The organism is Streptomyces zaehneri (assembly GCF_032248645.1).
Lineage (GTDB): Bacteria > Actinomycetota > Actinomycetes > Streptomycetales > Streptomycetaceae > Streptomyces > Streptomyces coriariae.
Window position 1 is genome coordinate 142,349 of sequence record NZ_JASTTJ010000014.1, and the last position, 12,194, is coordinate 154,542.

Genomic DNA, 12,194 nt, shown 5'->3' on the forward strand with positions numbered 1-12,194 from the left:
CGGACTCCAGGGAGCGGGCATGCGTTCGTCGGCTTCGACATCGCCGGCAGCAACGTCAGCTGTTGCCGGCGCCCGGCCCGGCTAGCGATCGACGGCTCGCATACCTGCCTCGTCGTACCGTTCGCCCGACGCCTCGGGCAGCTCCGCATCGATGCGCGCCAGATCCTCCTCGGTCAGCGCGATGTCCACCGCGCCGGCGTTCTGCTCCAGGTAGGTGCGGCGCTTGGTGCCCGGGATCGGCACCAGGTCCTCGCCCTGGGCCAGCACCCAGGCGATGGCCAGCTGGGCCGGGGTCACGTCCTTCTCGGCGGCGATCTCCTTCACCTTTGCCGCCAGGCGCAGGTTCGCCGCCAGGTTGGCGTCCTGGAAGCGCGGGTTCTCCCGGCGCCAGTCGTTCGCGTCCAGCTCGTCCGGCGAGGTGAACCGCCCGGCGAGGAAACCGCGGCCGAGCGGCGAGTACGGCACGAATCCGATGCCCAGCTCACGGCAGGCGGGCAGCACCTCGGCCTCGACGTCCCGTGACCACAGCGAGTACTCGCTCTGCACCGCGGTGATCGGGTGCACGGCATGGCCGCGCCGGATGGTCTCCGCGCTCGCCTCGCTCAGGCCGATGTAGCGCACTTTGCCCTCGGCGACCAGCTCGCCCAGCGCGCCGACCGTCTCCTCGATGGGTACGTTCGGGTCGACCCGGTGCTGGTAGTACAAGTCGATGTGGCTGGTACCCAGCCGCTCCAGCGAGCCGTGGACCGAGCTGCGGACGTGCTCGGCCGAACCGTCCTGCGGGCCCACCGTGCTGATGTCGCCGGGTACGGCGTTGTCCATCCGGTAGTTGAACTTCGTCGCGATCACGTACTCCTCGCGATGACCCCGGATCGCTTCACCGAGGAGCGATTCGTTGGTGAGCGGGCCGTACATCTGCGCCGTGTCGAGGAAGTTCACCCCGAGGTCGAGGGCGTGCCGGATGGTCGCGATCCCCTCCGCCTGGTCGGTGGATCCGTAGAAGGCCGACATCCCCATGCATCCCAGGCCGATGGCCGATACCTGGAGGTCCCGCAGACTGCGCTTCTGCATGCCGTGTCCCAGCCTTTCTCTGCACACTCGTTCGTCGTTCGTCGCTCGGATCGCACGGAGCCCTCCATCCATCTAGCGACGGATTCAGCCGCCCGGCATCCCGTGAGGGGCCCAGGGCGGGACGGGGCTTCGTGCTCCGTGGTGTCCGCGACGCTACGACTTGGAGCGCACTCCAGCGCAAGCCGGCGTTCCAGGCGACTCAGCAGTCGGTCGTGCGGGAGGGGCGACGCGCCAGGGCCTGCGCCGCAGGCGCCGCGCGAAATCCTCCGTGCGGCGCGCGCGGCGCGGGCCCTGGCGGCGGATCAGGTGATGCGCAGCCTGATCGTGCGGGATTCCGGGCGCAGGGCGTACTCGGGCGACACGTCCGGGCCACACGCGCGCGAGCCGAGCCCGTGTTGGGCGGCGTCGACGATCAGATGGCTCGTCGTCGAACTCGGCAGTTCGAACGGATGTGCCGCTCGGGCGATCTCCTGAGGGGTGTGCCGGCTGAGGGTGAAGCCGGGGCGGCGCCCGCGTGTGTCGGGGAGCGCCTCGATGCGCAGCACTTCGGTGTCGGCGCTCGTCAGCGTCAAGCGGCGCAGCGCGGAGCGGTGTCCGGTTTCCTGGGGACGTGCGTAGTCGACCGCCAGGTCGCGGACCGTGGCGGAGAAGCGGCCCGTGCGTGCCGCACGCAGGCTGTCGGGGTAGGACTCGAGCGGGCCGAGGCCGAACCACTCGGCGCCGTCGACGGGAGCGTCACCGTCGGGCAGGTCGAAACGGATCCCGATCCGCGGCCACACCGTGTGCCAGCCGCGCGACGGCTCGATCTCCACCCGCAGCTCCACCTCGTCGCCCTCCAGCGACCAGACGGACTCGACCATCACCCACGATCCGGAGTTCGCCGCGGAGACCTTGTCGACCGTGCGCAGGGCCCCGGTGGTGCGCTCCACCGACACCCGGCGCGTGGTCAGCCGGTCGAGGCCGTCGCGCCGCCACAGCTCGGCGTTGGACACCCCGGCGATGTTCGCGTCGCTCTCCGCGACGTCGCCCCACGCGCCTTCGTCGTTGTCGGTCGGCGCACGGAACAGTTCCAGTCGCGGGCCGGTCACCTCGCGGCCGCCGAGGCGCGTGAGGAATCCGTCGACGAACTCGGCGCGGCCCAGCGTCAGCGTCGCGTCGCCGGGCTTCCAACCGGTCCGGGCGCGCACAGCCCGCACGGGGCGGTGAAGCGAGCGGTCCAGTTGCGCGGCCGCGACCACGTGCCCTTCGCCTGCCCACGCGGTCGCGGCCGCCAGCACCGCCTCGACGGTGAGCCAGGTCTCGGCGTCCGGCGCCACCGGGATCCTCGGCAGCGAAACCCGGCCCGAGTCGCCCGCCACGACCTCCGGGACGTCCAGGTATCCGGAGTCGACGGGCGTGCCGTCGTGCTCGACACGCCAGCGAAAGCGCAGGTCGGACGTGTCGGCGGTGTGCCGCAGATTGGCGATCGTCACCTTGTCGCCGTCGAAGGCGAAGCGGATCGGCTGGACGACGGCCTTGAACTCGTGAAGGCTCGGCGTCGGGACGTCGTCGCTCAACAGCATGCCGTCCATGACGAAGTTGCCGTCGTGTACGACCTCCCCGAAGTCGCCGCCGTACCCGTAGTACGGCGTCCCGTCCTCGGTGGTGGTCGAGATGCCGTGGTCGCGCCACTCCCAGACGAAACCGCCGTGCAGCCGCGGGTACCGGTGGACCAGCGCCTCGTACTGGTCGAAGGCCCCCGGCCCGTTGCCCATGGCGTGCGCGTACTCGCAGAGCAGGAACGGCTTGGTGCGCTGCCGGGCGCCCTGGGCGGGGGTGCACCCGAGCAGCGGGGAGCGGGATCCGTCGGTGCCGATCTGCTCGGTCTCCAGGACCGAGGCGTACATGCGTGAGTAGACGTCGGTGTACTCGCCGGTGTAGTCGCCCTCGTAGTGCACGGGGCGTTCGGCGTCGCGGGCGTGGACCCACGCCGACATGGCGGCGAGGTTGCTGCCGGTGCCCGCCTCGTTGCCGAGCGACCAGATGACGATGCTGGGGTGGTTCTTGTCGCGTTCGACGGTGCGCTCGATGCGGTCGAGGTACGCCGCGCGCCAGGTCGGGTCGTCGCTGGGATTACCGGCCCAGTCCACCTTTTCGAAGCCGTGCGTCTCGAGGTCGCATTCGAGGACGACCCAGAATCCGAGTTCGTCGGCGAGGTCGAGCAGGCGCGGGTGCGGCGGGTAGTGGCTGGTGCGGATCGCGTTCACGTTGAACCGCTTCATGCGGGCCAGGTCCTCGCGGGCGTGCTCCTCGTCGAAGACACGGCCGCGCAGCGGATGGGTCTCGTGGCGGTTCACGCCGTGGAACACGACGCGGCGTCCGTTGACGAGGAACCGGTCGCCACGGATCTCCACCGTGCGGAAGCCCGCCCGCAGGGTGACGGTCTCGGCGGCCGTCGACACGGTCACGTCGTACAGGCGCGGCCGCTCGGCCGACCAGGGTTCCACGTCGGCGATGTCGAAGGCGGTCACCTCGGCCGGGTCGGACCAGGTGCGCTCGATGCCGAGTTCGGGGATGCGCAGGGTGACCGGGTAGGCCGTCGGCTCGGCGGTGATCTCCGCGTCGATCCTGCCGTGCCCGTCGGCGAACCCGGTCCGCAGCCACACGTCCTCCAGGCCGCCGGCGGGCCGGGCGATCAGGGTGACGTCGCGGAAGATGCCCGGCAGCCACCACTGGTCCTGGTCCTCGACGTAACTGGCCGCCGACCACTGGTACACCCGTACGGCGACGATGTTGTCGCCCGGGCGGACCGCGGACGTCACGTCGAATTCGTGGGCGAGCCGGCTGCCGGCGGCACTGCCGATCTCCGCCCCGTTGACCCAGACCCGGAAGAGCGACTCGACACCGTCGAACCGCAGCACGACACGCTCGGCGTCCACCCAGTCGGCGGGCAGGTCGAAGTGGCGGCGGTGGTCGCCGGTGGGGTTCTCGTCCGGGACGTGCGGCGGGTCGATGGGGAACGGGAACTGGACGTTCGTGTAGATCGGACGGCCGTGGGCCCCGTCGCCTTCGAGCACCCAGTGGGAGGGCACGGGCAGGTCTTCCCAGCTCCGGTCGTCGAAGTCCTCGGCCGCGAAGTCCTCCGCCACGGACGCCGTGGGTGACAGCCGGAATCGCCAGGGCCCGTTCAGCGAGCGGGCGGGCGCGTCCGAGTGCAGCCACGAGCGCGCCGGGCGGAGCGCACCACGGCCCGGTGCGGTGTCCGAAACTTGGGGGGAGATCTCGGAGAGCAAGAGGTCACGACTCCTTCTTGGTGACGAACGGGATCCGGGGGCCGCCGGCGACCGGCTGGCGGCCGGCCTGCTGAGCGGCATTCCGACTCTTCCGTGAGCGCTCCCGTGAACGATCCCGTGAACGTTCACGGGATCGTTCACGGGAGCGCTCACGGGACTGCTTTGAGGGTTCCTGCGGATGATTCTCGAAGTGTGGGGTGGAATGTTCGGAAGTCTGCGCTCGGGCGCCGAGCCATGTCAATACATTCGAGGCGGACGGCCGTCCATGACGTCAGGCTTTGACGTCAGGTCCTAACGTCAGCCCGATCCGCTGAGGTGCAGCTCCGCGTGGACGACCAGGTCGTCGGCCTCCGACGTGCCCAGCCCCGACAGCAGGCGGGCGAGCTGCTCGATGGCGAGTGCTCCGAGCCTTCGCGTGTCGAGGGCGACGCTGGACAGCGGGGGTTCGACGAGGGCTCCGAGCTGGAGGCCGTCGAAGCCGATCACCGCCAGATCCCGCGGGACGCTGCGGCCGAGCCTGCGTGCCTCACGGAGTGCGCCGACGGCGATGAGGTCGTTGAAGGTGAAGACCGCGGTGACCTCGGGGCGAGCGGCGAGCAGGGCCCTGAGCGCCTCCCCTCCCCCGTCGGCCGTCTGGTCGGCATCGACCACCGGGCCGGCGTCGAGCCCGTGCTCCCGCGCCGCCGCCGTGAACCAGTCGTGCCGGATGCTGGGCGCGGCGCGGGTCCGGTGGTCCAGCATGCCGATGCGGGTGTGTCCCTCCGCGACCAGGTGCGCGACCGCGGCACGGACGCCCTGCTCGCCGTCGATCCGGATCGAGCTGAACCGCGTGCTGCGGCCCTCACGCCCGATGAGCACCACCGGCATGCCCCGGGTGTACGACTCCAGCTCGCTCTCGGAGCAGCTGAAGTAGCCGATGACCGCGTCCACCTGCGAGGTGATCACCTGAAGTGTGCCGCGTTCCTCGTCCGCCCGGTCCGCCGTGGCGTACACGACCACGTGCCACCCTCGGGACCTGGCCGCCTCCAGGGCGCCGGCGGCGACCTCGGTGAAGAAGGGGTTGAGCAGGTCGGGGATGACCAGCCCGATGGTCATGGTGTCCTGGCGGACCAGTCCCCGGGCGAATCGGCTCGGGCGGTAGCCGAGCGCGCGCGCCGCGTCGAGCACGCGCTGCTTGGTGTCGCCGTCGATCTCGCCCTTGTCGTTGAGCGCCCGCGACACGGTCTGTCGGGACACTCCGGCGGACCTGGCGACGTCGTTGATCGTGATCTTCCGGGGCTCGGCCCCCGGTGTCGACACCATCGCCCACCTCCTTCTTCTCTGCTCGCGAACGCCGGTGCGTGCGCAGAGCCCGAGTATGCACGTCACGAAGGCCCGAACGAAGCCGGGTCCGCTCGCGGGCCGCGTGCCGCCTGTGCCGGGTTGCGGGAGGGCACACACGATCAACCCGTGTCTCCCGGTGCGCCGTTACTCCCACGTACCGTCATCGGTGATCTCTTCCGTCCGTGCATCGGTCACCACCCGACGGGCGGCTGACGGCGGCCCTAGATTCGGCGCCGGATCCGCTGTTCACCACGGTCCGGGACCCCGGGCCCGCAGAGGGGGAGACTGCTCATGACACTGACCGACAGGACGCTCGGACGGCTGACACGCCGGGCGGGCGTCGTCGCGGCCGCCGTCGTCACCGTCGCCGCGTCGGCGCTGGCGGCCGCTCCGCCGGCCTCGGCGGCGACCTACCAGTACGACTGCCGTCGGCTGTTCGGCTCGGGCTCCTACAGCAATCCCGTCTCCCTCGGGAACGTGACCGGGCGGACCGTGGTCGCGGTCAACTGCCCGCCGCTCACGTCCGGCGCCGGATACTCCAACCGGTACTTCAGCTTCACCCTCACCCGGCCCGCGCGCGTACCGTCGTACGCGGGCGCCTCCTTCGCCCTGCAGGCGACCCGGCGGTCCGCCGTCAACCCCTCGCTGAGCAGGGGGGCTTACACGATCATGCACACCTCGGCGGGCGTGTGGACGTACAACCGAGCCGGCGCGGCCAACGGGCGCTACCTGCCCCTGGGGCCGCTGCCCGGCGGCGGGGTGCTGCCGGCCGGCACCTACCGCCTCAACCTCCAGAAGCTGGACTCGCCGCTGAGGTCGGTCAGCACCCCGTGGTTCAACGTGGTGGTAGCCGTCTCCTGAGCCGTCGCCGTCCTCCTGGCGGGTGCGTCGGCGGCTGCGGCTGCGGCTGCGGCTGCGATCAGACGTGCGAGCACGCCGAAGCACCCGCCCCGCGCCGACACTGCGTCTGCCCGCGCGCTGGTACTCCCCCGACCGGGACGGCAACAAGCTCCGCCAGATGTTCCCCGCGGCCGTTGCCATCGACCACCACTTCGTGGTCGCCCTGGCGATCGGTAAAGCCCCCGGCCAGCCCGACGCGGTCCGCTACTGGGACCCCGCGGACGCCCAGATCCACACCGTGACGGTCGACCGGTTCAGCAGGACTTCGACCCCGAGTTCAGCGTCACCCGGGTCTGACCGACCCCGCCGGGCCGGATGCGTCAGCCCTCGTCCTTCACCGCCATTTCACCGAGCAGGGACCAGTCGTTCTCCGGGACGGTCACGTTCACGATCCTGGGGGTCTCGGCGAGGTACGACGGCAGCTCGGCGCAGGCCGCGACGAAGTGCTCGGAGGAGACGTGGGCCGAGCCGGCCTCGTCGTCGCGGAACGCCTCGGTCAGCACGTACTCGGCAGGGTCGTCGACGCTGCGCGACCAGTCGAACCACAGACACCCGGGCTCGTCGCGCGTGGCGAGGGTGAAGCCTCGGGTGATGTCGGGCCAGTCGTCCGCGTGCCGGGGAAGGACACGGAACCGGGCGGTGATGAAGATCATGAGCTTTCCTGGGGATTCGTGGACGGCCCTCGGGGGTGGCGGCACCCCTCGCCGGGCGGTCGGCGGCCTCGTCGGAACTGACCATGCCACCTCCGAGCGCCCGTCCCTCGCCGACGAGCCGTCTGCGCACGACGCTCGCCGACGGAGGGCTTCGCGTCGGCCGTCGGCGAGGCGGGTGTCGCCTTCCCTGCGCGAAGCCGGCATACCGCCGAGCGTCGGCGGCCGACTCGTACGGGGGCTCGGGCGCGACCTGGCGGTGCCGAGTGAGCCTCACGCCTTGTGCAGCATGGCCCGTCGTGCGGGATTGCCCTGTTCGGCGGCCTTCGGATCCTTCTCGTCGGCCTTGGCTCGGACACCGTCCGCGATGCGCTTGCCGATGGACTCGTCGATGTTCGACCAGTACGCGAAGGCACGCTCGAGGACAGGCTCGCTGACACCGTTGAGGAGATGCCCTACGACGTTGTCGACGAGGCGATCGCGGGCGTCGTCGTCGAGAACCTCACGCACCATGGTGCCGGGCTGTCCCCAGTCGTCGTCCTCCGGGTGGGAGACATAGGCGCTACGGGTGATCTCGCCGTCGGCCTCCCAGCTGGGCGGGCTGCCGTAGCGGGCGGTATCGGCCTCGGGCCCTCCCTTGGAGTTCGGCGCGTAGACCGGATCGGTCGTCTTGCGGTAGGCCATCGCCCCGTCCTTCGAGTACGTGTGGACGTCGACGACGGGTGCGTTCACGGGAAGCTGCTGGTAATTGGCACCGATGCGGTAGCGGTGCGCGTCCGCGTACGAGAACAGCCGGGCCAGGAGCATCCGGTCCGGGCTCGGCCCGATGCCGGGAACCAGGTTGTTGGGCTGGAAGGCCGCCTGCTCGATCTCTGCGTGGTTGTCGGTGGGATTGCGGTCGAGCGTCATGCGGCCGACGGGGATGAGCGGGTAGTCTCCGTGCGGCCACACCTTGGTGAGATCGAAGGGGTTAAATCGATAGCCCGCCGCGTCCCCGTACGGCATCACCTGCACGTGCAGGGTCCAGCTGGGGAAGTCACCGTCCCGGATGTGCTCGAAGAGATCACGCGTGTGGTAGTCCGTGTCCACCGCGGCCATCTGGTCGGCCTCGTGCTGGGTGAAGCACTCGACTCCCTGATCTGTCTTGAAGTGGTATTTCACCCAGAACCGCTCGCCCTCGGCGTTGATCCACATATAGGTGTGTGAGGTGTAGCCGTTCATGTGGCGCCAGGTCCGCGGGATGCCGCGGTCTCCCATCAGCCAGGTGACCTGGTGGGCGGACTCCGGGGAGAGGGTCCAGAAGTCCCACTGCATGTCGTGGTCGCGCAGGTTGTTGTCGGCGCGGCGCTTCTGCGAGCGGATGAAGTGCTGGAACTTCATCGGGTCCTTCACGAAGAACACCGGCGTGTTGTTGCCGACCATGTCGTAGTTGCCTTCGCTGGTGTAGAACTTCACCGCGAAGCCGCGCGGGTCACGCCAGGTGTCCGGGCTGCCGCGCTCGCCGGCCACGGTCGAGAAGCGAGTGACCAGTTCGGTACGGGTACCCGGCTGGAACACGGCTGCCTTGGTGTACGCGCTGACGTCGTGCGTCACCTCGAAGCGGCCGAAAGCCCCGCTTCCCTTGGCGTGTGGCTGGCGCTCGGGGATCCGCTCCCGGTTGAACTGCGCCATCTGCTCGACCAGATAGGCGTCCTGCAACAGGATCGGTCCCCCGGGCCCCACGGTGAGCGAATGTTCGTCACTCTCCACCGGGGCGCCCGAGTCGGTCGTGGTGGCGGGTCGGATCTCCGTCATGCGTCTGCCTTTCGTATCGCGGCCGCGACGAGCGGGCCGGTCCGGTGCTGAAGCCAGGACGTCCGCCCAGCGCAGTGGGTGGGGCGCTCCCTGCCCCGGCTCGGGCCGCACGGACACGCTCGAATCGTCCTCAGCGGATCCTGGTGGCGCCCTTTCGCTCTCCGTCAGCCGCGTGACCCGCAGCGGCCGCGGTAAACGTCCCCACCGCGAGGAGAGCGGCCGGGGTGCGGTTCCCGGCCCGATCGCTCCGGTCGGCCTCACTTGCGATCACTACCAGATCAGGCACCAGTACTGGCCATATGTACCGATACCGATGCGGTCGGCCTGCGGCACCAGCTTCGGGTCGGGGTTGCCCAGCGCCGACATGGAGCACGCCGGGTCACCCACCGTCCCCGAGGTGGCCATGCGCTGAGCAGCGGCCTGAGCCACGGCAGACGTGTACCAAATCGTCGCCGGCGCCGGGCTGCTTTCGGCCGTCGGTGGCAGTGCGGGCACCGGGGTCGAAGGCGGTGCGGACACGGACGGCACCGAAGACGATGCGGACACGGACGGCGCGGACGGCCCGGACACGGACGGCGTCGACGTCGGCGTCGGCGTCGGCGCTGTCCTTGCCATTTCCGTTGCCGTTGCCGTTGCCGTTGCCGTTGGGCGCGGCTGTGCCATCGAAGTGAGCGATGGCCGTGGTGACCGTGCAGGTGCCTCGGACCGAACCGGCGCCGACGTCCTCGTCGGCACGGCCGAAGGCCGCGAGGGGGAAGGGGTGCGGCCGGCCGTCCCATGGTCGCTGGGGCGCGTGGGGTGCCCGGCGGTCGCCGTGGAGGGGGCGGCCCGGGTTTTCGTGGGGCTGGGACGCGCCGTACTGGAGGTCTCCGGCTCGGCCGTCAGGGACGGCAGCGGGTCGAGCGTGGGCAAGGACAAGGCGCTGGAGACCGACGGGGCCGGTTCAGGGGTACCGCCGTCCGACGCCGTCAGCCCCCAGATACCCAGGCCACCGGCCACAAGGACGGCTGCCCCACCCACGATCCACGGCGCCCTGCGTGGCGGACTTCGGTGGCGGCTCATGCATCCCACTGTCAGCCAGCCCGCAGGCGTTCTCAAGCGGTGGGGCGCCGCACCGACGGCCCGGCGTGCCTTCCTCGGCGGCCGTGCGAGCACGTGATGCCGGAGCACGGCCCGCCCCCCTGGCTCCCGCCCCCCCCGGATCCCGCCACCTGGATCCCGCCACCTGGCTCCCGTTCCATCGCTCCCGTCTCCTGGCCCCTGGCCCCTGGCCCCTGGCCCCTGGCCCCTGGCATACGGCATACGGCTGGATGACGAGCCGCGCTGGACAGCCGACCCACGGGTCTCTAGCGGGCCGCACAGAGTCTGCGCCCGCGGCCGGGGGGCGCTGCCGCGCCTCGAGCCATCAGCGCCCTGTCACCCGGAGGTCGGGGCGCTGTCCGCCAGGTCGGTGGTACGCAGCAGGCGCAGGAACGCCTTCACGCCCGCGATGATGTCCTGATTGTCCGTGAGACGGTTCACCGTGGACTCGAACTCCCGACCCAGCGCGGCGATTCGGCGGTCCACCTCCTCGGCCCGCTCGTACGTGCTCATGGCCAGCGCGTCCACCGTGCGGCGCAGTTCGGCGAGGGCCTTGTACTGTTCCTCCGCCTTCTCCTCCAGGGCCCGCGTCCCGGCCTCGGCGCGGTCCACCCGGGCCCGCACCTCGACGACGTCGTCCCGCGGATACGTGACGTCCTTCAGGAGCGTGCCCAGGCGCCGCCTGAGCTGGCCGAAGTACGCGCCGGCCGGCCGGAAGAAGGTGCTCAGCAGGAAGAACGCCGCGAACCAGTAGCCCGTGAACTCGCCCGTAGCCCAGGTCACGGAGAGGACGACCGCCACCGTCAGGACATGACCCGCGATCGCCGTCCGGAGCATCGTGCGGGCGATCCGCGCGGCCTCGGAGTCCCGCGCCCGGGAGACCTCCATGCCCTTCTCCCGGCTCACCGCGATCTCGGCGAGCACCGCGTGCGCACGGAAGTAGAGGTTCCAGGGCAGCGTGAGAAGGAGCATCAGCCACAGAAGGCTCAGCACCCCCGCCCCGACGGCGAACAGCACCGCGGGCGGCGCACCTGCCACGTATGCGAAGACCAACGCCGCAGCCGTCGCGACGACGGCTGCCGACACCCCCAGGAACCTGCCCATACCCCGCCTCCCGTTCGTACGTTCCGCACAACCAGCCCATCGTCGCCGCCCCGATGCAGGCAGGCATGAGTAGGCGTACTCAGTGCAGGGTGCGGCGCGGCCGGGGTGGCCTCCGCCGGCCGGCTACGGCTACGGCTACGGCTACGGCTACGGCTACGGCTACGGCTACGAAGCGTCTGCCGCCTCAGCGACGCCCGGCCGGCTCTCCTGCTTCAGCCGGTGGCATCTGCGCCGACGGTACGACCCTGGCCTGCCCGCCCAGCCGGGTACCGCGTGCGGTACCAATGGCGGTACCTTGAATCCATGCCTGCACTCAACGTGGAATTCAGCGAAGAAGAGATGGCACGGCTGCGAGAGCGGGCCGCTCTGACAGGTCGGAGCCTGAAGCAGCACGTACACGACGTGACGGTGGAGGAAGCCGACCGGATCTCCTTCGTCGAAGGCGCGGTCGCCGAAGCCGCCCGGATCCTGCCCGGCGTCGCCGCCCGCTTCCCTGAGGGACAGCGGTGAGCCCGGTCATCCGCGTCGACGTCGGCTGGGTCCTGCAGATCCAGTCGGCGATCTCCCCGCTCAACGTGCCCATCGCGGACTGGGGCACTCTGGCGATCATGGCCGACCGGCACAAGTTCGAGCGGGAGCGTGGCGTCCTCTACTACGAGGAGATCGGCTCCCGGGCCGCGACATTCCTGCACACCGCGCTGCTGCTGCGCCCCTTCACGGACTACAACCTGGTGATCGGCTGGGCCTGCGCGAGCCAGTACATGCACGTCTCCGGTCAGCCCCTCCAGGCCAAGGACGACGAACTGTACGAGCTCGCTCGATCGGTCCGCGCGCAGGAGGCCGATCTACGCGCCATCGCGCAGCGCCTGGAGTCCTGGCGTATCGAGTGAGGCGCTGGAAACGAACCGCGCAGAAGGGCCCCTCGGCCTTGGTGCGAACGGCACGGCCGAGGTCACCGCGCGGCGGCCCGGATCGTATGGTGACCCCGTTGACACCCGCC

11 protein-coding genes are annotated in these 12,194 nt (G+C 70.5%); 4 read left to right on the plus strand and 7 right to left on the minus strand.

Annotated features, from left to right (window positions below; genetic code table 11):
- Positions 1 to 81: 81 nt before the first annotated feature.
- From QQM72_RS23365 to QQM72_RS23375, 3 genes are all read right to left on the minus strand, one after another.
- Complete coding sequence (locus tag QQM72_RS23365) at positions 82 to 1,071, minus strand: aldo/keto reductase (protein WP_314222818.1); 990 nt, start codon at positions 1,069 to 1,071, stop codon at positions 82 to 84.
- Positions 1,072 to 1,373: 302 nt separating this feature from the next.
- Entirely contained in the window at positions 1,374 to 4,343 is a 2,970-nt protein-coding gene (locus tag QQM72_RS23370; RefSeq protein WP_314222819.1) for a glycoside hydrolase family 2 TIM barrel-domain containing protein, read from the minus strand.
- A gap of 297 nt (positions 4,344 to 4,640) precedes the next feature.
- Positions 4,641 to 5,645: a LacI family DNA-binding transcriptional regulator gene (locus QQM72_RS23375; protein WP_314222820.1), complete on the minus strand. Its 1,005-nt coding sequence runs from the start codon at positions 5,643 to 5,645 to the stop codon at positions 4,641 to 4,643.
- A gap of 312 nt (positions 5,646 to 5,957) precedes the next feature.
- On the opposite strand from QQM72_RS23375, the gene QQM72_RS23380 reads away from it, so the two are divergent.
- A complete protein-coding gene (locus tag QQM72_RS23380; protein WP_314222821.1) occupies positions 5,958 to 6,527 on the plus strand; it encodes a hypothetical protein in 570 nt (189 codons plus the stop codon).
- Positions 6,528 to 6,886: 359 nt separating this feature from the next.
- On the opposite strand, the gene QQM72_RS23385 is transcribed toward QQM72_RS23380, so the two are convergent.
- The 3 genes from QQM72_RS23385 to QQM72_RS23395 all read right to left on the minus strand — a co-directional run bounded on the left by QQM72_RS23385 (position 6,887) and on the right by QQM72_RS23395 (position 9,439).
- On the minus strand, positions 6,887 to 7,219 hold the full coding sequence (locus QQM72_RS23385; RefSeq protein ID WP_314222822.1) for a putative quinol monooxygenase: 333 nt from the start codon (positions 7,217 to 7,219) through the stop codon (positions 6,887 to 6,889).
- Positions 7,220 to 7,489: 270 nt separating this feature from the next.
- A complete protein-coding gene (locus QQM72_RS23390; protein WP_314222823.1) occupies positions 7,490 to 9,010 on the minus strand; it encodes a catalase in 1,521 nt (506 codons plus the stop codon).
- Between the two features lie 270 nt (positions 9,011 to 9,280).
- A complete protein-coding gene (locus QQM72_RS23395; protein WP_314222824.1) occupies positions 9,281 to 9,439 on the minus strand; it encodes a hypothetical protein in 159 nt (52 codons plus the stop codon).
- 7 nt (positions 9,440 to 9,446) lie between these two features.
- Between QQM72_RS23395 and QQM72_RS23400 the strand changes: the two genes are divergently transcribed.
- Positions 9,447 to 10,169 (plus strand): hypothetical protein, encoded by a 723-nt coding sequence (locus tag QQM72_RS23400; protein ID WP_314222825.1) that lies wholly within the window; start codon positions 9,447 to 9,449, stop codon positions 10,167 to 10,169.
- Positions 10,170 to 10,426: 257 nt separating this feature from the next.
- Here the strand turns inward: QQM72_RS23400 and QQM72_RS23405 are convergent, their stop codons facing one another.
- Positions 10,427 to 11,194 carry a hypothetical protein gene (locus tag QQM72_RS23405; RefSeq protein WP_314222826.1) on the minus strand — a complete coding sequence of 256 codons (768 nt, stop codon included), beginning with the start codon at positions 11,192 to 11,194 and terminating at the stop codon, positions 10,427 to 10,429.
- Positions 11,195 to 11,497: 303 nt separating this feature from the next.
- Here QQM72_RS23405 and QQM72_RS23410 point away from each other — a divergent pair, with 303 nt between their 5' ends.
- Positions 11,498 to 11,704 carry a hypothetical protein gene (locus tag QQM72_RS23410; RefSeq protein WP_142268318.1) on the plus strand — a complete coding sequence of 69 codons (207 nt, stop codon included), beginning with the start codon at positions 11,498 to 11,500 and terminating at the stop codon, positions 11,702 to 11,704.
- Positions 11,701 to 12,084 (plus strand): hypothetical protein, encoded by a 384-nt coding sequence (locus QQM72_RS23415; RefSeq protein ID WP_314222827.1) that lies wholly within the window; start codon positions 11,701 to 11,703, stop codon positions 12,082 to 12,084. Before QQM72_RS23410 ends, QQM72_RS23415 begins: the two co-directional genes overlap by 4 nt.
- The last annotated feature ends 110 nt before the right edge of the window (positions 12,085 to 12,194 follow it).